Consider the following 24241-nt stretch of genomic DNA (forward strand, 5'->3'; position numbering starts at 1 on the left):
CCGCCGTGAGCCCGCTCGCCGGCTGGGCCCGCCGGCACCCGCACGCCGCCGACTGGGTCCGCCTCGCCCTCCCCCTGGTCCTGCTCGCCCTCGTCACCTTCGAGGGCGTGGCCCTGGCCCGCCAGCCCGGCCTCCCGCACACCGCCGTGTGGGTGTCCGGCATCCTCGTCTGCCTCAGCGCCGTGCCCTGGCCCGCCGTCCCCCTCGCCGCCCGCGCGGGGTTCGCAGCGGCCGCCACCTGGGCCGTCACCCTCCTGCTGATCTTCGGCGACCACCCCCTCGTCGTCTGGGGCGCCGGCGAGGCCATCGCCCTCCTCGTCCTGCTCTCCCAGATCCTGCTCCGCGCCCCGGCCCGGACCGCCGCCGTCCTCGGCCCGCTGCTCGCCCTCGGCTGCATGGCGGTGCCCGTACGGGACGCCGACCCCGGCCGGTTCACCCTGCTGTTCTCCGTGCTCGCCGTCGTCGTCACCGCGTACTCGCTCCTGCTGCGGCTGCAGTCCGTCCAGCGGGTGCGCGAGCTGCGCGCCGTACGCACCGCGGAACGCCTGGAGCTCGCCCGCGAACTCCACGACCTCGTCGCCCACCACGTCACCGGCATCGTCGTCGAGTCGCGGGCCGCCCGCTTCACCCACGTCTCGGCCGAGCGCGCCGCCGAGATCTTCGGCCGGATCGAGACCGCGGGCGACGAGGCCCTCGGCTCCATGCGCCGCCTCGTCAAGATCCTCCGGGAGACCGACGGCCCCGCCGCACCGGGCGCCGGCACCAGCCCGGTGGCCGGCCTCGCGGACATCCGCGGGCTCGCCGAACGCTTCGCCGTCACCGGCCCGCCGGTGGCCCTCCACATCGAGGACGGCCTGGCGGACCGGCTCCCCGGGGACGTCGCCGCCACCGCCCACCGCATCGTCCTCGAAGCCCTCACCAACATCGGGAAGCACGCCGCGACCGCCACCGCCGTCCGGATCGGCCTGCGGACCGTCCCGGCCGGCCTGGAGGTCCGCATCGCCGACGACGGCGGCCGCCCCGCCCGGCTCTCCGACGACGCCCGCGGCGGCGGCTACGGCCTCGCCGGGATGGCCGAACGCGCCGAAGCCCTCGGAGGCTCCCTCACCGCGGGTCCCGCCCCCGAGGGGGGCTGGCTCGTCACCGCCACCCTGCCGCTGGAGACCCCGCCCCAGCGGTAAGCCCCCGGCCGGCCCCGGGCCCCGGGCCCAGGCCCGCCCCGCCTCGGCCCCCGGCCCCGCCCACCCCGTCTCACCGACCGGCCGGCTACGGAGGGACCCGCCGCCGACACGTATTCTCGGGGACCATGAACAACAGCGACATCGACAACGGCACCCGCACGGGCACCAGCGGAGCCGGCGGAACCGGCGACGACATCACCGCCGAGCTGACCCGCCTGCGCGACAGCATCGACAACATCGACGCGGCCGTGGTCCACATGCTCGCCGAACGCTTCAAGTGCACCCAGCAGGTCGGCCACCTCAAGGCCAAGCACCAGCTCCCGCCGGCCGACCCCACCCGCGAGGCCAGCCAGATCGCCCGGCTGCGCCAGCTCGCGGAGAACGCCAAACTCGACCCCGCCTTCGCCGAGAAACTCCTCAACTTCATCATCGCCGAGGTCATCCGCCACCACGAGACCATCGCCGCGGCCGAATAACCGCAGGCTGGGGTCCGGCCGCCCACTGGGGCAGCATGGGCCCCATGTCCGTACTGACGCGCAACGAAGCGCAGCTCCGAGCCCGGCTCCTCGACGTCCAGCACTACGCCGTCGCCCTCGACCTCACCACCGGCGACGACACCTTCGACTCCACCACGGTCATCCGGTTCACCGCCCGCACCGCCGGAGACACCTTCCTGGAGCTGAAACCGGACGAGCTGCGCTCCGCCGCCCTCGACGGCCACCCCGTCGACCCCGCGGCGCTCGACGGCAACCGCCTCCCGCTGACCGGCCTCACCGCGGGCGACCACGAACTGCGCGTCGACGCCCGCATGCGCTACTCCCGCACCGGCGAGGGCCTGCACCGCTTCACCGACCCCGCGGACGGCGAGACGTACGTCTACAGCCAGCTCTTCCTCGACGACGTCCAACGGGTCTTCCCCGCCTTCGACCAGCCCGACCTCAAGGCCGTCTTCGCCTTCACGGTCACCGCCCCCGCCCACTGGACCGTCCTCGCCAACGGCATCACCACCCGCACCGGCACCCGCGACACCGACGGCGCCGGCACCTGGCGGTCCGCCCCGACCCCCCCGATCTCCACCTACCTCGCCGCGGTGGCGGCCGGCCCCTGGCACAGCGTCCGCACCGAACACGCCGGGCTCCCCTTCGGCCTGCACTGCCGCCGCTCCCTCGCCCCCCACCTGGACGCCGACGCCGAAGAGATCCTGTCCCTCACCACGGACTGCTTCGACCGCTACCAGGAGAAGTTCACCGAGCCCTACCCCTTCGACTCCTACGACCAGGCCTTCGTCCCCGAGTTCAACGCCGGCGCCATGGAGAACCCCGGCCTGGTCACCTTCCGCGACGAGTACGTCTTCCGCTCCGCCGTCACCGACACCGAGCGGCAGCGCCGCGCCGTGACCATCGCCCACGAGATGGCCCACATGTGGTTCGGCGACCTCGTCACCCTGCGCTGGTGGGACGACATCTGGCTCAACGAGTCCTTCGCCGAGTACATGGGCTACCAGACCCTCACCGAAGCCACCCGCTTCACCGACACCTGGACCGACTTCGCCATCACCCGCAAGGCCTGGGGCTACGACGCCGACGAACGCCCCTCCACCCACCCCGTCGCCCCGGCCCCCGAGGACGTCCCCGACGCCGCCTCCGCCCTCCTGAACTTCGACGGCATCTCCTACGCCAAGGGCGCCTCCGCCCTGCGCCAGCTCGTCGCCTGGCTCGGCGAGAAGGACTTCCTGGCCGGCATCAACACCCACTTCGCCCGCCACCGCTTCGCCAACGCCTCCCTCGCCGACTTCGTCGACTCCCTCGCCGCCCACACCGACCGCGACGTCCGCGGCTGGGCCGACATCTGGCTGCGCACCACCGGCATCGACACCCTCACCCCCCGGATCGAGGACAGCCCCGGCGGCTGGACCCTCACCACCGACCGCCGCGGCAGCCGCCCGCACCACCTCACGGTCGGCGTCTACCAGCGCGACACGGGCGACGGCCGCACCCTGGAGCGCGCCGAACTGCTCGGCCTCGACGTCCCCTCCGACGAGGTCGTCTCCGCGGACGGCCCCCGCCCCGCGCTCGTGCTCCTCAACGACGGCGACCTCACCTACGCCAAGGTGCGCCTCGACGAGACGTCCGTCGAGACCGCCCTGCGGGGACTCTCCGGCCTCCCCGACGCGCTGACCCGCGCCGTCGTCTGGAACTCCCTGCGCGACATGGTCCGCGACGGCGAACTGGCCCCCGCCGCCTACCTGGCGACCGCCGAGGCCCACCTCCCGGAAGAGACCGACCTCGCCGTCGTCCAGGGCGTCCTCGGCTTCGCCCGCACGCAGATCGCCGACCGCTACCTCGCCCCCGGGCAGCGGACCGAGGCACTGGACACCCTCACCTCCCTCACCCGCGACCTGCTGCGGCGGACCGAGGACGGCTCGGCGCCCGGCCTGCGGCTGGCCGCCGTACGCGTCCTCGTCGACAGCGCCACCCGGCCCGACACCCTCACCGCGTGGCTCGCCGACGGCACCGTTCCCGGCGGCCCCGAACTCGACCCGGAACTGCGCTGGCGGATCCTCGCCCGGCTCTGCGTCATCGGCGAGGCGGGGGAGCCCGAGATCGCCGCGGCCCTCGCCGCCGACCCCAGCGCCACCGGCGAGGAGGGCGCGGCCCACTGCCGCGCCGCCCTCCCCACGGCCGCCGCCAAGGCCGCCGCCTGGGAGCGGCTCTTCCACGACGACAGCCTGTCCAACTACCTCTTCACCGCCACCGCCCAGGGCTTCTGGCAGCCCGAACAGGCCGATCTCGTACGGGAGTACGTGCCGCGGTTCTACCCGGAGGCGGTCGCCCTCGGCGCCCGCCGCGGACCGGCCATCGCCGAGGCCGCCGGCCGCTGGGCGTTCCCGGTCCACGCCGTGGACGAGGCCAACCTGGCGGCGGGCCGCACCTGCCTGGAGGACCCGGACGTCCTCCCGTTCCTGCGGCGCAAGCTGGTCGACCAACTGTCCGACCTGGCCCGGGCCCTGAAGGTCCGCACCGGCTGAGGCCACCCGACGGCTACCCCGCGCCGGCGCAAGCGGACGGCCCGACGCCGGCCCGGGACCGCGCCCCCCGGTACCCGGGGCGCGGACCCGGTCCGGCACAAGGACACCTCAGGCCGGCCCCGCCCCGGCGGCGGTACGCACCGCGCGGGCCGCCCGCGGCGCCTGGCGGCGGGGGCGCGGGCCGGCACATGTACGCCTCAGGGCGGCCACGATGCGCCCCCGCCGTGCCGCGCCGCGCCGCCCCGCGCCCAGCCCCCGCCCGCACCCCGGCCCGGCGGCGGTGCGCACCGCGCGGGCCGCCCCCCTCCCCGCGCCCGGCCGCCGGGGCACGGGCCGGCACGCGTACGCCTCAGGTCGGGCCCCGCCCCGCCCGCACCCCGGGTCGGCCGCGGTACGTACCGCGCCGCGGGGCGGCAACGATCCGGCCCGCCGCGGCCGCCGGGGCGCCCGGCCCGGGGGCGGGCCGTCCCGGCCACCGCCGCGGGAGAATCGGTACGGCAGCCGTCCGCCGCGCGGCGGACGGCCGGAAATCGACTCCGGACAAACCCCGGCGGTTACCCCATTCGGGTCTGATCGTTGTACGGGCCGGGTGCCCGCCCAGCCTCGGCGGGCACGGGCACCATCCCGCGCAGCCACCGGAGGACACCGCATGACAGCGTCGCCCCGGACCCCGCCGCCCCCGCTCGCCGGCGGCGCCCACGGCGCCGATGCGCTCCGGCCCCTCCTCGGCACCGTCCTCGACGCCCTGCGCACCGGGGCCGCGCAGCGTCGCGGCCCCCTCCCGGCCGGCGGACCCGACGCCGTCACCGCCCGGGTCCGAGCCGCCCTGGGCGACATGCTCCCCGCCCACGGGACAGGCGACCACGAGGCGCTCCGCACCCTCGTCCACACCCTCGCCGCCGGCGCGGCCGACCCCGCCGAACCCCTCTGCGCGGCCCACCTGCACTGCCCCCCGCTGGCCGTCGCGGCCGCCGCCGACCTCGCCGCGAGCACCCTCAACCCCTCCCTCGACTCCTGGGACCAGGCCCCCGCCGCCTCCGCCGTCGAAGCCCTCCTCACCCGCACCCTCGCCGCCGAGTTCCACCCCCGCGCCCCCCGCCCCGACGCCCTCGTCACCACCGGCGGCACCGAGGCCAACCAGCTCGCCCTGCTCCTCGCCCGCGAACGCCACGGCCCCGCCCTGACCGTCCTGCACGGAGCCAACGCCCACCACTCCGTCCCCCGCGCCGCCTGGCTCCTCGGCCTCCCGCCCGCCGTCCCCGTGCCCACCCCCACCGGCACCCTGCACCCCGCCGACCTCGCCGAGGCCCTCGCCGCCACCCGCGGCCCCGTCCTCGTCACCGCCACCGCGGGCACCACCGACGCCGGCCTCATCGACCCCCTCCCCGACATCGCCGCCCTCTGCGACCGGCACGGCAGCGCCGAGCTCCACATCGACGCCGCCTACGGCGGCCTCCTCGCCCTCAGCCCCCGCCACCGCGCCAAGGTCACCGGCCTCGACCGGGCCCGCTCCCTCACCGTCGACCTGCACAAACTCGGCTGGCAGCCCGTCGCCGCCGGACTCCTCGTCGTCCCCGACACCACCCTGCTCGACCCCCTCGCCCACCAGGCCGACTACCTCAACGCCACCGACGACACCGAAGCGGGCCTCCCCGACCTCCTCGGCCGCTCCCTGCGCACCACCCGCCGTCCCGACGCCCTGAAGATCGCGGCCACCCTCCGCTCCCTCGGCCGCGACGGCCTGGTCCGCCTCATCGACCGCACCTGCGCACTCGCCCAGAACCTCGCCCGACTCCTCGACGCCCACCCCCGCTTCGAGATCCACGCGGCGCCCGCCATCAGCACCGTCCTCTTCCGGCCCACCCACGCCGACGACGAACAACTCGCCGCCCTGCGCCGCACCCTCCTGCACGAAGGCCGCGCCGTCCTCGGCCGCGCCCACGCCGACGGCCGCCTCTGGCTCAAGGCCACCCTGCTCAACCCCCACACCACGGCGGGGGACCTGGACACCCTCGTCGCCCTCCTGGAAGGCAGCACCCACCGATGACCGCCCCACTCGACACACCCCACGACCTCGTCGGAATCGGCATCGGCCCGTTCAACCTGTCCCTCGCGGCCCTCGCCCACGGCCTGCCGCACCAGGGAGCGGGCGAACTCGCCACCGCCTTCTACGACCAGCGCCGCGACTTCCGCTGGCACCCCGGCCTCCTCATCGACGGAGCCACCCTCCAGGTCCCCTTCCTCGCCGACCTGGTCACCCTCGCCGACCCGGCGAGCCCCTGGAGCTTCCTCAACTACCTCAAGCACAAGGAACGGCTCTTCCCCTTCTACTTCGCCGAGCAGTTCCACATCCAGCGCGCCGAATACGACGCCTACTGCCGCTGGGTCGCCGGCCGCCTCCCCGGACTCCACTTCGGCCACCAGGTCGACGCCGTCCGCTGGAACCCCGAACGCGCCCTCTTCGAAGTCGACTTCACCCAAGTCGACACCGACGGCGAAGCCGAAGCCCTGGGCCGCGCCTACACCCGCAACCTGGCCCTGGGCATCGGCACCGCCCCCTTCGTCCCCGAACCCCTGCGCCCCCTCGCCGACGCCCCCGCCGTCCCCGTCATCCACTCCGCGGACTACCTCGACCACCGGCAGCGCATCCTCGGCGCCGACCACGTCACCGTCATCGGATCGGGCCAGTCCGGCGCCGAGGTCTTCCTCGACCTCCTCCGGGCCCGCCCCGCCGGCCGCGAGGGCCTCACCTGGCTCGCCCGCACCCCCTCCTTCGCCCCCATGGAGTACTCCAAACTCGGTCTGGAACACTTCACGCCCGACTACACCCGCTACTTCCACGCCCTGCCCGAACCGGTCCGCGACCGGCTCGTCCCCGCCCAATGGCAGCTCCACAAGGGCATCGACGCCGACACCATCGCCGCCATCCACGAAGAGCTCTACCGCCGCACCCTCCACGGGGGCTGGCCCGACGCCGTCCTCACCCCCGGGGTCAGCGTCCGCACCGCCGGCCGCGTCGCCACCACCAAGGTCGAACTCCACCTCGAACACACCGAGCAGGGCACCCGCTCCCGCCTCACCACCGACGCCGTCGTCCTCGCCACCGGCTACCGCGAGCGCCCCCTCGGCAGCCTCCTCGCCGGCCTCGACCCGTACCTGCGCAAGGACTCCTCCGGCCGGCCCCGCATCGACGACCGCCACCGGATGGTCCTCGACCCCAGCGTCACCGGCAGCGTCTTCGTCCAGAACGGCGAACGCCACACCCACGGCGTCGGCGCCCCCGACCTCGGCCTCGCCGCCTGGCGCAGCGCCGCCATCCTGAACACCCTCACCGGCAAGGAGCCCTACCCCCAGCCGGCGCGCACCGCCTTCACCACCTTCGGCCTCGACCAGCGGGAGCACAGCCGTCCCCGGCCCGCCGGGGAACTCCTCCCGCTGGTCGAACACCCGTAGACCTAGAACACCGGCACGCCCGCCCGCGTCAGCCGCCAGTCCACCGACGCGAACAGCGCCGGATCCACCGTCCCCTTCGCCTTCACCCACTGGATGATGGTGTTGCGGATCTCGTCGGAGTCCGCCCACAGCTGCCTGGCCTGCGGCACGTGCGGGAAGTTCCCACCGCCCGAGGCCCGGTAGTTGTTCACCGCGAGCACGAACCGCCCCGCCGGATCCACCGGCCGCCCCCCGAACGACAGCCCCGTGATCCGCGAGCCCACCGGCTGCGCCACGTCGATGTCGTACGTGAACCCGTACAGCGCGTCGTAGTTGTAGTCCGGGATGTTGTCGGCGTTCGTCAGCTTCGCCGGGTCCACGACACCACCCGGGGCTGTCCGGACGTAGTACCGCGCCGAGTACTCCAGGTAGTCCTTCAACTGAGCACCCGTGAGCAGCCGGGCCTCCAGGGTGTTCTCGAAGGGGTACAGCCCCGCCGCGTCCCGGATCGTCACCCGGCCGGCGGGTATCGACGCCGTCCGCGAGAAGCACGAGGCCTGCGACACCACCGGAAGCGCCGCCCACTCCGTACCCGCCAGGGCGCGCTTCACGGTCTCCGCCTGGACGTGGTTGATCAGGTCGATGACCGGCACGTCCTTTACCGGGCCCTCGGCCGAGGACATCGCCTGCGTGGACGTGCCGATCACCTGGTTGACGTACGCCACGACCTTGCTGTGCTCGTCCGACAGCAGCCGGACGATCTTCGGGTCCTCGGCGGCCGTGTTGGAGTTCAGCACCGACGCCGCGACCCCCACCACCGACCAGCGGCCCTTCTCCCAGGCCAGCTCGAAGTCGAAGAGCGTCAGACGCTGACCCCACTTGAGCGGCTCGGACAGCACCACGTCCTTGCCCGTCGCCCTGTTCTTCACCCGGTACTCCGGGATCTCCGTGTGCGCGTGCCCCACCAGGATCGCGTCGATCCCCGGCACCTGCTCGGCCACCAGGCCCGCCGCGTTCTCCACGTACGGCAGCTGGTCCCCGTAGCTGGAGGTGCCACTGGACCCCGAGTGCGCCGAGACGATCACCACGTCCGCGCCCATCGAGCGGAGCTTCGGCACGTACTTCGCCGCCTGCTCCTCCAGCCCCGGGAAGGTCATCTTCCCCTGCACGTGGGCCTTGTCCCAGAGCGCGATGCCCGGGTTCGTCAGGCCCAGCACCGCCACCTTGACGTCCCGGCCGTGCGGCGTCCGCAGCCGGTGCATGCTGTACGGCGCGAAGGCCGGCCGAAGCGTCCTCGCGTCCAGCGCGTTCGCCCCCAGCAGCGGGAAGTCGCACTGCTCCTCGAACCGGCGCAGCACCGGTATGCCGTAGTTGAACTCGTGGTTGCCCAGCGCCGCGGCGTCGTAGCCGATCGCGTTCATGGCCTGCGCCATCGGGTGCACCGGGCCGCGGCGCGCCGTGATCGGGTCGACCTTCGCGTAGTAGTACGACAGCTGGGTGCCCTGGATGGTGTCACCCGCGTCGATCAGCAGGGTGTTGCACCGGCCCTTCTCCTCGCGCACCTGGTCGACCAGGGTGGAGATCTTCGCCAGGCCGACGTCGTTGTGGGCCTTGTCGTCGAACTCCCGGTCCGTGAAGTAGTCCCAGTTGAAGACGTTCCCGTGCAGATCGGTCGTGCCCATCACCGTGAACGAGTACGTCCGCGGCCGGGACCGCGCGGCGGCCGGGGCGCTCGCGGCGGCTCGGGTGCTCGCAGCGGCCGGGGTGCTCGCGGCCCCCGTCAACGCGACGGCCGCACCGGTCGCGGCCGTGGTTCCCAGAAAGGTCCTGCGGTCGAACGCCATGCCATCTCCCTTGTGAGGCGTGAACCACGCGTGTGGACAACACGCGTGGGTAACGCGCGTAGATTCTGACCCGGCGGTAACACGTCGCAACACCCCTCACGGGTTTCGATCCGGTGACCACACCCGGGCAGGCACGACAGTGCGACAGTGAAGCCATGACCCAGGACGCATCGCAGCAGCCCTACGGAACCCCCGAAGTACCCCGCGTCGCCGTCCGCGGCGAAGCCCACCTCGAAGTCGACCCCGAGATCGCCCGCATCGGCATCACCGTCAGCGCCCGCGGCACCGACCGCCGCTCGGCGCTCGACGACCTCACACGCCGCAACAACGCCGTCCTCGACCTCGTCAAGAGCTACGGCGACCCGGTGGAGAAACTGGAGACCGGCGCCTTCTCCATCAGCCCCGAACTGACCCGCCACGGCCGCGGAGAACGCGTCCGCGCCTACCACGGCCGCGTCCACATCACCGCCGAGCTCAGCGACTTCACCACTCTGGGTGAACTCACCAGCCGCCTCGCCGACCTCGAACTCACCCAGGTCGACGGCCCCTGGTGGGCCCTGCGCCCCACCTCGCCCGCCCACGGCGAAGCCCGCCGCCAAGCCGTCCTCGAAGCCGTCCAGCGCGCCCGCGAATACGCCGAGGCCCTCGGCGCCCGCCTCTCCGCCCTCGTCGAACTCGCCGACCTCGGCGCCGAGAACGGCCTCCCCTTCCAGGCGGCACCCGGCGCCGGCATGCGCACCATGGCCTTCGGCGCCACCGAGGACGCCGGCGCCCCGCCGCTCGACCTCGAACCGCAGCGGCAGACCGTCTACGCCCAGGTGAACGCCCGCTTCACGATGACCCCGCCGCAGCTCTGAGACCCGTACGGAACACGCCGTGGGGGTGCTCGCCGGATGCTCATCAGAGCACCCCCATGCACATTCAACAGTTGTCAACAAGCTTTTTCCCAAAGGTTGTTGAGAGGACACCCGGAAGCGATTACCTACTCCCTGGTAGGGGAATACGCTCGCCCTATGCGCCGAGCGAAAATCGTATGTACCCTGGGCCCCGCCACCGACTCATACGACCAGATCAAAGCCCTGGTCGAAGCCGGAATGGACATCGCCCGCCTCAACCTCAGCCACGGCACCTACGCCGAACACGAGGAGCGCTACCAGCGCGTACGCAAGGCCTCCGACGAGACCGGCCGCAGCGTCGGCGTCCTCGCCGACCTTCAAGGCCCGAAGATCCGACTCGGCCGCTTCCGCGAAGGCCCCGTACTCCTTGAACGCGGCGACGAGTTCACCATCACCGTCGAAGACCACGAAGGCGACCGCCACACCTGCGGCACCACCTACAAGGGACTCGCCGCCGACGTCACCCCAGGCGAACGCATCCTCGTCGACGACGGCCGCGTCACCCTCGAAGTCACCGCCGTCGACGGCCCCCGCGTCCGCACCACCGTCATCGAAGGCGGAATGGTCTCCGACCACAAGGGACTGAACCTCCCCGGCGTCGCCGTCTCCGTCCCCGCCCTCTCCGAGAAGGACATCGACGACCTCCGCTGGGCCCTGCGCACCGGCGCCGACGTCATCGCCCTGTCCTTCGTCCGCAGCGGCCGCGACATCGAGGACGTCCACCGCATCATGGACGAGGAGGGCCGCCGCCTCCCCGTCATCGCCAAGGTCGAGAAGCCCCAGGCCGTCGATAACATCGACGACATCGTCGCCGCCTTCGACGGCATCATGGTCGCCCGCGGCGACCTCGGCGTCGAAATGCCCCTGGAACAGGTCCCGATCGTCCAGAAGCGCGCCGTCAAACTCGCCAAGCGCAACGCCAAGCCGGTCATCGTCGCCACCCAGATGCTCGACTCGATGATCGACAACTCCCGGCCCACCCGCGCCGAAGCCTCCGACGTCGCCAACGCCGTCATCGACGGCACCGACGCCGTGATGCTCTCCGGCGAGACCAGCGTCGGCAAGTACCCCGTCGAAACCGTCCGCACCATGTCGCGCATCGTCGAAGCCGCCGAGGAGGACATCCTCGCCAAGGGCCTCCCGCCGCTCACCGACCGCAACAAGCCCCGCACCCAGGGCGGAGCCGTCGCCCGCGCCGCCGCCGAAATGGGCGACTTCCTCGACGCCAAGTTCCTCGTCGCCTTCACCCAGAGCGGCGACACCGTCCGCAGGCTCTCCCGCTACCGCTCGCCCATCCCCCTGCTGGCCTTCACCCCCGACGCCGCAACCCGCTCCCAGCTCAACCTCACCTGGGGCGTCGAGACCTTCCTCGGCCCGCACGTCGACTCCACCGACGCCATGGTCGCCCAGGTCGAGGAAGAACTCCTGCGCATCGGCCGCTGCGTCCCCGGCGACGTCGTCGTGATCACCGCCGGCTCGCCCCCCGGAGTCACCGGATCCACCAACCTGGTCCGCATCCACCACATCGGCGACGCCGTCCGCTGACCGCCGCACCACCCCCGCGTCGGGCACCGGCCCGACGCGGCACCCGGCCGCCCACCGGACCTACCAGCCGAACCGCCGGTCCACCACCGCCGCGAACTCCTCGAACGACAACACCGCGTCGCCGTTCTGATCCGCGGCGTCGAACAACGCCGACGACGCGTCCGCGTCCCCCACGGCCCAGAACGGCAGATCACCCCGCGCCGCCAGCGTCGGCCCCTTCGACCGCAGCGCCGAGATCACCTCCACCCGGGTCAGCTCGCCGTCCTCGTTGAGATCCAGCGCGTCGAAGAGCTTCCGGGCCTTCTCGCTCATCACACAATCCCCTTCATCAACCACGTCTCGACCTCAACCTACGTCCAGGTCGTACGTGCACGACATGACGATCAAGGAATAACCCCAGCAGCAGCAGCCCGCCGCCCAGCCCCTCGGTTACCGGACGCGCGCCGGCGCCGACCGGGCGGCGACGGCGCCCTCCCGCAACCGCTCAGCCCGCCGCGACCTTCGCCGCGAAGGCGTCCACGTTCCCCTCCATGCGCGCGAGCCGCTCCTCCAGCGTCAACGACTCCTCGTACCGCGCCGCGCGCAGCTTCGGCTGCCGCTTGCCGCGTACGTACAGGGGGCAGGCGAGGTCGGCGCAGATGTAGGTGCCCACCGTGTTCCCCTCCCGGCCCCGCGCCCCCGCCAGCGGGGCCGCGAGCAGGGTCACCCCGGAGGACGCGTGCCCGGTCAGGCAGATCTGGCACAGGGACGACTTCACCGCACTGGTCCGCCCCACGGACGGCACCCGCAGGGAGATCCCCAGCGGCCCGTCCGCGCGCGGCAGCACGAGGTGCGCCCGCAACGGCGCCCCCGGATCCACCCACCCGAGGAAGTCCAGCTCCCGCCACGGCAGTTCGGCGAAATCGAGCGGCAGCCGCAGCCGCGACGCCTCACCCTTGGTGCAGTTCACGAAGGACGAACGGATCTGTTTCTCACTGAGCGGTTCCACAGGCGTCGACTCTACGGCCACGATGGATGGCCCGCACATCAATATCCCGGGTCAGTGCTTCGGCCCGATGTGGGCGTCCATGAGGGCCACGGAGTCCTTCCGCGCGATCGAGACGGCGCAGGCGTTCGCCCGCTTCCACTCGACGCCGAGGCGGTCCAGGGTGGCGGTCAGGAGACCGGTGATGTCGTCCGACTTGTTGGTGAAGAAGTACCGGGGGTACTCGTACCGCTTGCGCACACCGCCGACGAGGCGGGTCGTCCGGTTCGTGGTCCGGCATCCGTCGGAATGGATCACGCAAGGTCGCTCGGGAGCGCGGGCTGGTTTCCGTGGATTCCCCCGAAAGGGGGAGATCAATTACCGCAACGTGACCTTGGAACGGAAGGAAAAGTGCCCCGGGTCGGACTCGAACCGACACTGTATGGGTTTTGAATCCATTGCCTGCTGCCAATTGGGCTACCGGGGCCCCGCGAATCGAAGGTATGACCCGACCCGCTGGGACTCCACCTTACCGCAGCTAGGTAGGCTCGGGGGAGCAGTGCTGCCCCGCATCAAGGAGCCCCCGTGACCGCCGAGCACGAGTCGACGCCCGCCCCCGACGCCGACCAGTCGCACGTTCCGCCGCTGACGACCCGCGTCGTCATCGCCGAGGACGAGGCGCTCATCCGTCTCGACCTCAAGGAGATGCTCGAGGAGGAGGGGTACGCGGTCGTCGGTGAGGCCGGCGACGGGCAGACGGCCGTGGAGCTCGCCCGCGAGCACCGCCCCGACCTCGTCATCCTCGACGTGAAGATGCCCGTCCTGGACGGCATCTCCGCCGCCGAGAAGATCGCGGAGGAGTCCATCGCCCCCGTGCTCATGCTCACCGCCTTCTCGCAGCGCGACCTCGTCGAGCGCGCCCGTGACGCCGGTGCCATGGCGTACCTGGTGAAGCCGTTCAGCAAGAGCGACGTGGTCCCGGCCATCGAGATGGCCGTGTCCCGCTTCGCCGAGCTGAAGGCGCTGGAGAAGGAGGTCGCCGACCTCTCCCTCCGGCTGGAGACCCGCAAGCTCGTCGACCGGGCCAAGAGCATCCTGCAGACGCAGTACGGCCTCTCCGAGCCCGCCGCCTTCCGCTGGATCCAGAAGACCTCCATGGACCGCCGCATGTCCATGCAGCAGGTCGCCGAGGCGGTCATCGAGGACGCCGAGGAGAAGAAGAACGCCGCCAAGGGCTGACGGCCCCGGGCCCCCCGGCACGTACGTGAGGCCCGCCTCCCCCCGAGGGGAGGCGGGCCTCACGTGTGCGTGGAGCCAGGTGTGTCAGTCCTCGCCGAGGTACGCCTTGCGGACGTCCTCGTTGACCAGGAGCTCGCGGCCGGGGCCCGACAGGACGATCTTGCCGATCTCCATGACGTGGCCCTGGTCGGCGAGCGAGAGCGCCGCCTGGGCGTTCTGCTCGACCAGCAGGATCGTGGTGCCGGCCGCCTTGAGCTCGGAGATCGTCGCCATGATCTTCTGCATCATGATCGGCGAAAGGCCCATGGACGGTTCGTCCAGCATGAGCAGCTTGGGCCGGGACATGAGCGCGCGGCCCATGGCCAGCATCTGCTGCTCGCCGCCCGAGAGGGTTCCGGCGGCCTGCTTGCGCCGCTCTCCCAGGATCGGGAAGAGGTCGTAGGCGCGCTGGACGTCCTTCTGGATGCCGTCCTTGTCGCTGCGCAGGAAGGCGCCGAGGAGGAGGTTGTCCTCGATCGTCATGCGCGGGAAGATGTGCCGTCCCTCGGGGGAGTGGGCGAGCCCGAGCGAGACGATGTCGTGCGCCTGGACCTTCTTCAGCGACTTGCCCTGGAACTTGATCTGGCCGCCGCGCGGCTTGATCAGTCCGGACAGGGTGCGCAGGGTCGTGGTCTTGCCCGCGCCGTTGGTGCCGATGAGGGTGACGACCTGGCCGGCCTCGACGCTGAAGGAGATGCCCTTGACGGCCTCGATCTTGCCGTAGGCGACGCGGAGGTCCTCGACCTCGAGGAGTGCGGTCACTGGGCTTCTCCGTCCGTGCTGGTGGTGCTGTGCGCCTCGGCGGCCTCGACCTCCGCGATTTCTTCGGCGCCGGGGGCGCCCTCGAAGGGCTCGCCGAGGTAGGCGGCGATGACGCGCTCGTCGCCCTGGACCTCTGCCGCGGTGCCTTCGATGAGCTTCTCGCCCTGGACGAGGCAGGCCACCCGGTCGCAGAGGTTGAAGATGAAGCGCATGTCGTGCTCGATGACGAGGACGGCGATGCCCTGGTCCCGGATCGCGAAGATGAGTTCCTCGGTGGTCCGGGTCTCCTGCGGGTTCATGCCGGCGGTGGGCTCGTCCAGGAGGATGAGGCCCGGGTCGCTGGCGAGCGCGCGGGCGATCTCCAGCTTGCGCTGCTCGCCGTAGGGGAGGTTGCGGGCGAGGTGCTCGGCCTTGTGGGCCAGCCCGATGAACTCGAGGAGCTCCATGGCCCTCTCGCGGCTCGCGGCTTCTTCGCGGCCGAAGCTGGGGAGGCGCAGGAGGGCGGACCAGAGGCCTTCGCGGGTGCGGGTGTGGCGGCCGACGAGAACGTTTTCCAGGACCGTCATGTTGTTGAAGAGACGGATGTTCTGGAAGGTGCGGGCGATGCCGGCCGCGGTGACCTTGTAGGACTTGGGGGGCAGGACCGTGCCCTTGTACCGGACTTCGCCCTCGGTGGGGATGTAGAGGCCGGTGAGGCAGTTGAAGAAGGTGGTCTTGCCGGCGCCGTTGGGTCCGATGAGGCCGACGATCTCGCCGCTGCGCACGGTCAGGTCGACGTTCTTGACGGCGGTGAGGCCGCCGAAGCGCATCGTGACGCCGCGGGCGTCCAGGACCGTCTCGGTCGTGGTGGTTGTCATGGATCAGGCCCCTGTCTTGCCGAGGACTGTGGGCGCTTCGAGGTCCTTGTGGAGTTCGAGCTGGTTGCGCCGGTTGGGGATGAGGCCTTCGGGGCGCAGGCGCATCAGGATGACGAGCGCGATGCCGAAGACGAGGAGCTGGTACTCGCCCAGGAACTGGAGCTTGTTGGGGATCATGAAGAGCAGGGCGCCGCCGACGAGGGGTCCGGAGATGGTGCCCATGCCGCCGAGGACGACCGCGGCGAGCAGGAACGCGGAGTTCGGGGGGACGGCGTTGGCGAAGACGTACTGGTCCGGGGTGACGGTGTAGTTCACGTGGGCCTGTACGGCGCCGGCGAGGCCGGCGAGGGTGGCGCCGAGGGCGAAGGCGATGAGCTTGACGCGGAAGCCGTTGATGCCCATGGCTTCGGCGGCGGTCTCGTCCTCGCGGATGGCGACCCAGGCGCGGCCGATGCGGGATTCGGCGCTCCTGCGGAAGACCAGGACCACGATGAGGGTGATCAGGAGCATCAGCAGGAAGTAGTTGGCGAAGCGGCCGATGGTGAATCCGGCGATGGTGTGGCTGGCTCCGAAGTCGAATCCGAAGAGGTCGACGTTGGGGATGCCGGCGATGCCGTTGGGGCCGTTGGTGATGTCCGGGCCGGAGACGCCGTCGAGGTTGTTCATCGAGATCCGGAAGATCTCTCCGAAGCCGAGGGTGACGATGGCCAGGTAGTCGCCGCGCAGGCGCAGGGTGGGGGCGCCGATGAGGACACCGAAGATCATCGATGCGGCGGCGCCGACGAGGAGTGCGGCCCAGAAGGGGAAGTGCACGCCGAAGGGTGAGTTGGGGGAGCCGGAGACCAGGGCCGCGGTGTAGGCGCCGACGCCGAGGAAGGCGACGTAGCCGAGGTCGAGGAGGCCGGTGAGGCCGACGACGATGTTCAGGCCGAGGGCGACGGTGGCGAAGATGAGGATGTTGACGCCGAGGGTCGCGTACTGGTCGTCGGTCTGGGTGAGGGGGAAGACCGCGGCGGCCGCGAAGGCGCCGACGAGGGCGACGTTGCGGTGCTTGTTGGTGAGGGCGGTGAAGCGGGCCACCAGGCCGGCCTTGTTGAGGGCGCCGAAGCCGAATCCGGCGGTGATCAGGAAGCCGATGAAGAGTTCCTGGTACGGCGTGGTGATGCCGTAGGTGAAGACGGCGAGGGCGAGCGCGAGGACGGCCGCGATCAGGAGGATCTCGACGGGTGCCGGGAGGGCGCGGGCCGGGCGGGGGGTGCCGGTGGCGAGGGCGGCCTTGACGGTCGTCCAGCGGTTGGACAGGTGGTGCTTGCGCTGTTCCCAGGCGGTGTCGTCCGGGTCGGGTCCTTCGAGCACGGGGTGTTCGAAGGGGAGCGCGAGGGCGCCGATGAGGGCGATGAGGGTGGCCGCGGCGACGACGTAGCCGCCGGGCTCCAGGTTGACGATGCCGCCGAGTGCCGTGGTGATCGCGATGATCGTGTACCAGGCGGTGGCGAAGGCGGCGCCGGCGGCGAGCTTGAGTGCCGCGTCGGCGCCGGCCGGGGTGAGCCAGCCGAGGCCCTTGATGCCGTAGGAGGCGAGGCCGAAGAGGGTGGTGAGGATGCCGCCGACCATGACGAGCCACTGGAGGCCGCCGGGGTACCCGTAGACGGTGAGGTCGCCGGGGAACGCGGAGGTCCAGGTCCAGGAGAGGAAGCAGGAGATGATCGTGAGGGCGCCGCCGGCGGTGGCGAGGGCGCGTCCCGTCTTCTCGGGGAGGGCGATGAAGCCCCGGGGGGAGGGGGTGGTCGTCACGGTGTCCGCGGTTTCTGCGGTGTTGGTCGTCATGGTTCTCACGCCCTGTCCGCCACGCGCTCACCCAGCAGGCCCTGCGGCCGGAAGAGGAGCACGAGGATGAGGAGTACGAACGCCCAGGTGTTGCCCCAGGACTGGCCGCCGAGCTGGCTCATGCCGGGGACGTCGGCGATGTAGGCGGTGGTGAGGGTCTCGGCGAGGCCGAGGACCAGTCCGCCGATCATGGCGCCGTAGATGTTCCCGATTCCGCCGAGGACGGCGGCGGTGAAGGCCTTGAGGCCGAGGATGAAGCCCATGCGGTAGTTGACTTCGCCGTACTTGAGGCCGTAGGCGACGGCTCCGACGGCGGCGAACGCGGCGCCGAGGGCGAAGGCGACCGTGATGATGCGGTCGGTGTTGATGCCCATGAGCTTCGCGGTGTCGGGGTCCTGGGCCGTTGCCTGCATGCCGCGGCCGGTGCGGGTCTTCTTGACGAAGAAGCCGAGGAAGGCCATGGAGATGGGGGCGGCGATCAGGAGGAAGACGTCACCGGTCTGGATGGTGATGCTGCCGAGGTGGAAGGGGCCACCGGGGATTTCGGGGAAGACGATGGAGGACCGCGCGTCCGGGTACCAGGCCCATACCGCCTGCTGGAGGACGATGGAGAGGCCGATGGCGGTGATGAGCGGTGCGAGGCGGGGTGCGCTGCGCAGCGGTCGGTAGGCGAATCGTTCCGCTCCGACGGCTATGAGGGTGGCGACGATGATCGCGCCTATGAGCATGAGGGGCAGCGCGACCCACATGGTGGTGCCGCCGGGGAGCATCAGCCAGACCGTGAGGGCTCCGAACCCACCGGTCATGAAGATCTCGCCGTGGGCGAAGTTGATGAGCTGGACAATGCCATAGACCATCGTGTAGCCGATGGCGACGAGCCCGTACATGGATCCCAGTAGCAGGCCGTTGACCAGCTGTTGCGGCAGTTCGTGCACCGCAGGTCCTCCGAGTCTTTCGACGGATGTGACACCGCGCGGGGCGCTTGTGTTGCGCGCCCCGCGCGGCAGGTGAGGGGTGAGGGGCTAGCGGGCTAGCCGGTGGGAGGTCAGCCGGCGTAGGTGCCGGACTCGACGGACTTCCAGTCGTTGCCCTCGACCTTGTAGACCGTGAGCTGCTTGTTGGTGGCGTCGCCGAACTCGTCGAAGGAGACCTTGCCGGTCACACCGTCGAAGGAGACGCCCTGGACGGCTTCGAGGACCTTGGCGCGGGCGTCCGAGGGGAGCTTGCCGTTGTTGGCGTCGACGACCTTCTTGACGGCCTCGATGACGGCCCAGGCGGAGTCGTACGAGTAGCCGCCGTATGCGGCGAACGGGTCCTTGAACCCGGCCTTCTCGTAGTTGGCGACGAAGTCCTTGGCGGAGGGGAGGGTCTCGACGGGGGCGCCGACCGAGGTGGCGAGGTCGCCGGCGGCGCCTGCGCCGCCCGCCAGCTCGACGTACTTCTTGTCGTAGATGCCGTCGCCGCCGACCAGCGGGATGGTGGCGCCGGAGGCCTTGATCTGCTTGCTGAGCGGGCCGGCCGCGGGGTACTCGCCGCCGTAGTAGACGACGTCGGCGCCGGAGCTCTTGACCTGGGTCACGATCGCGGAGAAGTCCTTGCTCTCCGGGTCGATGTGGCCCTCGCCGGCGACGGCGCCGCCGAGCTTGGTGAACTCGCCCTTGAAGGTGTTGGCGAGGCCTGCGCCGTAGGTCTTCTTGTCATCGATGATGAAGACCTTCTTCTTGCCCGCCTTGTTGAAGAGGTACTGCGCCGCGAAGGGGCCCTGGATGGCGTCCGTGGTCGCGGTGCGGAAGTAGCTCTTGTAGGTGCGGACCTTCTCGCCGGCCGCCCACTTGGGGCCCTGGGAGAGGGAGGGGCTGGTGTTCGCCGGGGATATCTGGGCGAGCTTGGCGTCGTCGAAGACCTTCTGCATGGACTCGGAGACCGAGGAGTTCAGGGGGCCGACGACACCGAGCACGTCCTTGTTGGCCGTGAGCTTGGTGGCGTTCTGCTGGCCGGAGGAGGCCTGCGCCTGGTCGTCGAGGGCCTCGATCTTGAAGGTGACGCCCTTGACGTACTTCTTCTCGTTGGCCGTGCGGGCGGCGAGGTCGGCCGAGTTCTTGATGCCGAGGCCGAGGGCCGACAGGTCGCCCGTGAGCGGGGCGTCGACACCGATGACGACCGTGGTGTCGCCGCCGCCGGCGTCGTTACCAGCCTTGTCGTCGCGCGAACCACAGGCGGTGAGAGTGAGGGCACCCGCGGCAAGCGCGGCCGTCACGGCAATGAGCGAACGATGACGCACGATCAGTCCTTTCCAGGCAACGGCGTCCCCCCTGGGACGCGCCGAGTCGTTACGCGGGGAACCGAACTGAAGTGAATCCGGCGGTCGCGGTGACTGGCCGTGACTCTAGGCGGCCGATAGGCCGATATGGAGGGCTCAGGCCAATGATGTGACTCTCTTGTTATGCCACAGCGTAATGCATAGCGGATCTCTGGGGGTGGAACGGGGGAATTCCGGTCGGTTCGTCTTGTCCGCATGCTGAGATGCGGCAGGACTGTCCGGGCGTTTGAGTCCTGACAGGGCAGGAGTCTCAAGGGTTTCGGTCATGACGCCTGCGGGGTCGCTCCGTCTCGATTTTCGGGACACGCCCTGGTCAGAGCGGTGGAGAGATCGCGCGCATAACGGTCACCCAGGATGTATCCGTGCACTTCTTTCCGGCGTTGATTGCTCAGAGTTACCTCAAGAAAGGGAAGCCCTGAATTCCGTGCTACATGCACGCAGTCGATGGCCCGAATCTCGACGACGATCTCCCGCGTCTCGTCGGCCGGGACGACGACCGGCGGATCCGGCCGGAACGCGACGGTCAGCGCCCGGGACGGCTGGCCGATCGACTCGACGGCCACCGGCGGCCCCGAGGCCGTGCGCACACGCACGGTGAAGGCGAAGGCGTCCCCGGCGCCCGCGGGGTCCACCGGGTGCCCGTACGCGAAGGAGACCACCTGCGAGGGGGCGGGAGGCTCGGGCGGTACGGGCGGCCGGGGCCGGGCGGCGTAGAGGTGGCCGCCGCCCGCGGCGAGGGCGGCCGCCACGGCCGCCGCCGACAGGGCGCGGCGGTACCGTGACGCCCGGAGCGCCCAGGCCGGGAGCGGTCGGGTCCGGGCGGGCGGGAGTTCGAGTCCCGTGGTGGCCTCGCCGGGCTCCACGGGGCCGATGCCGCTCACGGGGGGCCGCCCGCCGGAGTCGGGCGGCGGCTCACTGCCACGGGCCGTCGGTCGCGGGGCCCGAGCGGTGCCGCTCGGCGCAGCGCAGCTCGGCCTCCCGGGCGGCGAGCGCGCGGCCGGCGGCGCGGCCCGCGGTGCGTTCCTCGGCCCGGGCGGCGGAGACGACCGCCCGCAGGATGTCGTTCTGGGCACCGGACAGGCCCATGGCCTGGTAGTCGAGCCCGACGGAGTCCCGGCCCTCGCCGGCGTCGAGGAGGACGCCGCTCCAGTGGCCGATCAGGCGGGCGCACAGCTCCTGCGGGGAGGTGGTGCGCGGGGCGGGCGCGCGGGGGGCGGTCGGTGCGCCGGGGGCGGCCGACCCGGCGGGGGCGGCCGGTGCGCCGCCGCCGGAGCAGCCCGCGGCGAGCGCGGCGGCCAGGGCCGCCGCCGCGGCCGCCGTCCGGGCGCTCGCCGGCGCCGGTCCCGTACCCATGCGAGGCACGCTAGACCGGCCGTCGGGCACTGACAACGGTCAAGCGTTGCCGGGGTGTTGCGGGTTTGCGTCGCGCAGCAGGCAGGTCAGCCGGGCGGTGCAGACGCGGCGGTCCTGTTCGTCGCTGATGACGATCTCGTAGGTGGCGGTGGAGCGGCCCCGGTGGACGGGGGTGGCGACCCCGGTGACCAGGCCGGACCGGGCGCCGCGGTGGTGGGTGCAGTTCAGGTCGACGCCGACGGCGATCTTGTCGATGCCGCCGTGCATCATGGCGCCGACGGAGCCGAGGGTTTCGGCGAGCACGGCCGAGGCGCCGCCGTGCAGCAGCCCGTACGGCTGGGTGTTGCCCTCCACGGGCATCGTGGCCACCACGCGCTCGGCCGAGGCCTCCAGGATGCGGATGTCCATGCGCCGACCGAGATCGCCCGCCGAGAACAGCGCGGGCAGGTCGATGCCCAGGGCCGCGTACTCGTCGAGTACCTCCTGCGGGAACTTCACGGTCTGCTGCTCGCCCATGGGCCGGCTCCGTTCGTCAACGATCGTTAACCATCTTGTCCTGGAGTCGTTCTATCAGGCCGGTTCGAAGCGCACGACGACGGACTTGCTCGCCGGGGTATTGCTGGTGTCCGCCGTGGAGTCGAGGGGGACCAGCACGTTGGTCTCGGGGTAGTAGGCGGCCGCGCAGCCCCGCGCGGTCGGGTAGTGCACGACGCGGAATCCGGGCGCGCGCCGCTCCACCCCGTCCCTCCACTCGCTCACCAGGTCGGTGTACGAGCCGTCGGCCAGGCCGAGCTCGGCCGCGTCGGCGGGGTTGACCATGACCACGCGGCGGCCGCCGGTGATCCCCCGGTAGCGGTCGTCGAGCCCGTAGATCGTGGTGTTGTACTGGTCGTGGCTGCGCAGGGTCTGCAGGAGCAGCCGTCCCGCCGGGACCCGCGGGTACTCCACGGGCGCGGCGGTGAAGTTCGCCTTCCCGGTCGCGGTGGGGAAGCGGCGCTCGTCGCGGGGGGCGTGCGGGAGCCGGAAGCCGCCCGGGCGGGCGGCGCGGGCGTTGAAGTCCTCGAAGCCGGGGACCACGCGCGCGATCCGGTCGCGGACGGCCGCGTAGTCGCGCTCGAACTCCTCCCAGGGGGTCCGCGAGTCGTCCCCGAGCACGGCGCGCGCCATCCGGGCCACGATCGCGGGCTCCGACAGCAGGTGCGGGCCCGCGGGGGCGAGGTTGCCGCGGGAGGCGTGGACCATGCCCATGGAGTCCTCGACGGTCACGAACTGCTTGCCGGAGGCCTGGACGTCCTTGTCGGTGCGGCCGAGGGTGGGCAGGATCAGGGCGCGCCGGCCGGTGACCGCGTGGGAGCGGTTGAGCTTGGTGGAGACGTGCACGGTCAGCGAGGCGCGACGGATCGCGGCCTCGGTGACCTCGGTGTCGGGGGAGGCGCCGACGAAGTTGCCGCCCATGGCGAAGAAGACCTTGGCCTCGCCGTCGCGCAGGGCCTGGATCGAGCGGACCACGTCGAAGCCGTGGGTGCGCGGCGAGGTGATGCCGAACTCGCGGTCGAGGGCGTCGAGGAAGGCGGGAGCGGGGCGCTCGAAGATCCCCATGGTGCGGTCGCCCTGGACGTTGGAGTGGCCGCGGACGGGGCAGACGCCGGCGCCGGGCCGGCCGATGTTGCCGCGCAGCAGCAGGAAGTTGACCACTTCGCGGATGGTGGCGACGGCGTGCTTGTGCTGGGTGAGGCCCATGGCCCAGCAGACGATGGTGCGCTCGGAGGCGAGGACCATCTCCAGGGCGCGTTCGATCTCGGGGCGGGTCAGCCCGGTCGCGGCGAGGGTCTCGTCCCAGTCGGCGGCCTCGGCCGCCGCGGCGAACTCCTCGTAGCCGTGGGTGTGTTCGCGGATGAAGGCCTCGTCGGTGGCGCCGTCCGCCTCGACGACCAGCTTGTTGAGGAGCCGGAAGAGGGCCTGGTCGCCGCCGATGCGGATCTGCAGGAACAGGTCGTTGAGGGCGGTGCCCCTGAGCATGCCGAGGGGGGTCTGCGGGTTCTTGAACCGCTCCATGCCGGCCTCGGGCAGCGGATTCACCGAAATGATCTTCGCGCCGGCGGACTTGGCCTGCTCCAGGGCCGCGAGCATGCGCGGGTGGTTGGTGCCCGGGTTCTGTCCGGCGACGATGATCAGGTCGGCCTGGTGGAGGTCCTCCAGGGAGACGCTGCCCTTGCCGACGCCGATCGTCTCGTTCAGCGCGGAGCCCGAGGACTCGTGGCACATGTTGGAGCAGTCGGGCAGGTTGTTGGTGCCGAACTCGCGCACGAAGAGCTGGAAGAGGAACGCGGCCTCGTTGCTGGTGCGGCCCGAGGTGTAGAAGACGGCCTCGTCGGGCGAGGAGAGCGCCCGCAGCTCCTCGGCGATGATCGCGAAGGCCCGGTCCCAGGAGACTGCCTCGTACCGGTCGTCCTCCCCGGGGCGGGCCCCGCGTTCCAGGAGCATCGGCTCGGTGATCCGGCCCTGCTGCCCGAGCCAGTAGCCGGAGCGGGCGGCCAGGTCGGCCAGCGGGTGCGCGGCGAAGAACTCCGGGGTGACCCTGCGCAGGGTGGCCTCCTCCGCGACGGCCTTGGCGCCGTTCTCGCAGAATTCGGCGGTGTGCCGCCGATCGCCCTCGGGCCAGGCGCAGCCCGGGCAGTCGAAGCCGTTCTTCTGGTTGACCTTGAGCAGTGTGCGGGCGGTACGGGCCAGCCCCATCTGCTGCTGCGCGATCCTCAGGGTGTGCCCGACCGCGGGCAGCCCCGCGGCCGCGTGCTGAGGGGGCGCGACCTGCGGCGCGTCCTGTACCGGATCACCTGCGGGCGGCTTGGCGGCCATGTCGCTCCCCTTCGAGCCGTATGCGCGTACACATCCGATCCTGTCACGCTCCGCGGAAACGGCCGACGCCGGAATTGTCGGCGGGGGCGCCTAGGATC

20 protein-coding genes, 1 tRNA gene and 1 pseudogene are annotated in these 24241 nt (G+C 71.6%); 8 read left to right on the forward strand and 14 right to left on the reverse strand.

What is annotated here, in order from left to right:
* Window positions 1-5: 5 nt before the first annotated feature.
* The 5 genes from ACFWU6_RS08250 to ACFWU6_RS08270 all read left to right on the forward strand — a co-directional run bounded on the left by ACFWU6_RS08250 (window position 6) and on the right by ACFWU6_RS08270 (window position 7662).
* Window positions 6-1181 carry a sensor histidine kinase gene (locus ACFWU6_RS08250; RefSeq protein WP_383800449.1) on the forward strand — a complete coding sequence of 392 codons (1176 nt, stop codon included), beginning with the start codon at window positions 6-8 and terminating at the stop codon, window positions 1179-1181.
* A 125-nt stretch (window positions 1182-1306) separates the two neighbouring features.
* The gene (locus ACFWU6_RS08255) at window positions 1307-1657 is read left to right on the forward strand and encodes a chorismate mutase (RefSeq protein ID WP_383800452.1); all 351 of its coding nucleotides are present in this window, start codon (window positions 1307-1309) and stop codon (window positions 1655-1657) included.
* A 35-nt stretch (window positions 1658-1692) separates the two neighbouring features.
* Window positions 1693-4209, forward strand: coding sequence for an aminopeptidase N (pepN, locus tag ACFWU6_RS08260; RefSeq protein WP_383979376.1), 2517 nt, complete (start codon window positions 1693-1695; stop codon window positions 4207-4209).
* A gap of 649 nt (window positions 4210-4858) precedes the next feature.
* Window positions 4859-6256 (forward strand): pyridoxal phosphate-dependent decarboxylase family protein, encoded by a 1398-nt coding sequence (locus tag ACFWU6_RS08265; protein ID WP_383979379.1) that lies wholly within the window; start codon window positions 4859-4861, stop codon window positions 6254-6256.
* Complete coding sequence (locus tag ACFWU6_RS08270) at window positions 6253-7662, forward strand: lysine N(6)-hydroxylase/L-ornithine N(5)-oxygenase family protein (protein ID WP_383979382.1); 1410 nt, start codon at window positions 6253-6255, stop codon at window positions 7660-7662. The genes ACFWU6_RS08265 and ACFWU6_RS08270 overlap by 4 nt, the downstream gene beginning before the upstream one ends.
* Before the next feature lie 2 nt (window positions 7663-7664).
* On the opposite strand, the gene ACFWU6_RS08275 is transcribed toward ACFWU6_RS08270, so the two are convergent.
* Window positions 7665-9485: a bifunctional metallophosphatase/5'-nucleotidase gene (locus tag ACFWU6_RS08275; protein WP_383800464.1), complete on the reverse strand. Its 1821-nt coding sequence runs from the start codon at window positions 9483-9485 to the stop codon at window positions 7665-7667.
* A 155-nt stretch (window positions 9486-9640) separates the two neighbouring features.
* Between ACFWU6_RS08275 and ACFWU6_RS08280 the strand changes: the two genes are divergently transcribed.
* A complete protein-coding gene (locus ACFWU6_RS08280; RefSeq protein WP_383979385.1) occupies window positions 9641-10342 on the forward strand; it encodes an SIMPL domain-containing protein in 702 nt (233 codons plus the stop codon).
* A 156-nt stretch (window positions 10343-10498) separates the two neighbouring features.
* Window positions 10499-11926, forward strand: coding sequence for a pyruvate kinase (gene pyk / locus ACFWU6_RS08285; RefSeq protein ID WP_383800470.1), 1428 nt, complete (start codon window positions 10499-10501; stop codon window positions 11924-11926).
* 60 nt (window positions 11927-11986) lie between these two features.
* On the opposite strand, the gene ACFWU6_RS08290 is transcribed toward pyk, so the two are convergent.
* From ACFWU6_RS08290 to ACFWU6_RS08305, 4 genes and pseudogenes are all read right to left on the reverse strand, one after another.
* A complete protein-coding gene (locus tag ACFWU6_RS08290; RefSeq protein WP_383800473.1) occupies window positions 11987-12238 on the reverse strand; it encodes an EF-hand domain-containing protein in 252 nt (83 codons plus the stop codon).
* Between the two features lie 172 nt (window positions 12239-12410).
* The gene (locus ACFWU6_RS08295) at window positions 12411-12914 is read right to left on the reverse strand and encodes an FBP domain-containing protein (protein WP_383979388.1); all 504 of its coding nucleotides are present in this window, start codon (window positions 12912-12914) and stop codon (window positions 12411-12413) included.
* Window positions 12915-12965: 51 nt separating this feature from the next.
* Window positions 12966-13208 (reverse strand): annotated as a pseudogene (locus tag ACFWU6_RS08300) (hypothetical protein); the annotation flags it as partial.
* Between the two features lie 94 nt (window positions 13209-13302).
* A tRNA-Leu gene (locus ACFWU6_RS08305) sits at window positions 13303-13377 on the reverse strand.
* Window positions 13378-13475: 98 nt separating this feature from the next.
* Here ACFWU6_RS08305 and ACFWU6_RS08310 point away from each other — a divergent pair.
* Window positions 13476-14129 (forward strand): ANTAR domain-containing response regulator, encoded by a 654-nt coding sequence (locus ACFWU6_RS08310; protein ID WP_383800483.1) that lies wholly within the window; start codon window positions 13476-13478, stop codon window positions 14127-14129.
* A gap of 84 nt (window positions 14130-14213) precedes the next feature.
* Here ACFWU6_RS08310 and ACFWU6_RS08315 read toward each other — a convergent pair whose 3' ends face one another.
* The 9 genes from ACFWU6_RS08315 to ACFWU6_RS08355 form a co-directional block, all read right to left on the reverse strand.
* Window positions 14214-14930, reverse strand: a complete 717-nt coding sequence (locus ACFWU6_RS08315) for an ABC transporter ATP-binding protein (protein ID WP_383800486.1) — start codon at window positions 14928-14930, stop codon at window positions 14214-14216.
* Entirely contained in the window at window positions 14927-15787 is an 861-nt protein-coding gene (locus ACFWU6_RS08320) for an ABC transporter ATP-binding protein (protein ID WP_383800489.1), read from the reverse strand. The genes ACFWU6_RS08315 and ACFWU6_RS08320 overlap by 4 nt, the downstream gene beginning before the upstream one ends.
* A gap of 3 nt (window positions 15788-15790) precedes the next feature.
* Window positions 15791-17614, reverse strand: coding sequence for a branched-chain amino acid ABC transporter permease (locus ACFWU6_RS08325; protein ID WP_383979391.1), 1824 nt, complete (start codon window positions 17612-17614; stop codon window positions 15791-15793).
* A gap of 5 nt (window positions 17615-17619) precedes the next feature.
* Complete coding sequence (locus tag ACFWU6_RS08330) at window positions 17620-18549, reverse strand: branched-chain amino acid ABC transporter permease (RefSeq protein ID WP_383800495.1); 930 nt, start codon at window positions 18547-18549, stop codon at window positions 17620-17622.
* Window positions 18550-18659: 110 nt separating this feature from the next.
* Entirely contained in the window at window positions 18660-19895 is a 1236-nt protein-coding gene (locus tag ACFWU6_RS08335; RefSeq protein WP_383800498.1) for a branched-chain amino acid ABC transporter substrate-binding protein, read from the reverse strand.
* Window positions 19896-20197: 302 nt separating this feature from the next.
* Window positions 20198-20815, reverse strand: a complete 618-nt coding sequence (locus ACFWU6_RS08340; RefSeq protein ID WP_383979394.1) for a Tat pathway signal sequence domain protein — start codon at window positions 20813-20815, stop codon at window positions 20198-20200.
* A 31-nt stretch (window positions 20816-20846) separates the two neighbouring features.
* Entirely contained in the window at window positions 20847-21287 is a 441-nt protein-coding gene (locus ACFWU6_RS08345) for a hypothetical protein (RefSeq protein WP_383800503.1), read from the reverse strand.
* Window positions 21288-21326: 39 nt separating this feature from the next.
* Complete coding sequence (locus ACFWU6_RS08350; protein WP_383979397.1) at window positions 21327-21803, reverse strand: PaaI family thioesterase; 477 nt, start codon at window positions 21801-21803, stop codon at window positions 21327-21329.
* 54 nt (window positions 21804-21857) lie between these two features.
* Window positions 21858-24143, reverse strand: coding sequence for an FdhF/YdeP family oxidoreductase (locus tag ACFWU6_RS08355; RefSeq protein WP_383979400.1), 2286 nt, complete (start codon window positions 24141-24143; stop codon window positions 21858-21860).
* Window positions 24144-24241 lie beyond the last annotated feature (98 nt).

The organism is Streptomyces sp. NPDC058674 (assembly GCF_042716505.1).
Taxonomy (GTDB): domain Bacteria; phylum Actinomycetota; class Actinomycetes; order Streptomycetales; family Streptomycetaceae; genus Streptomyces.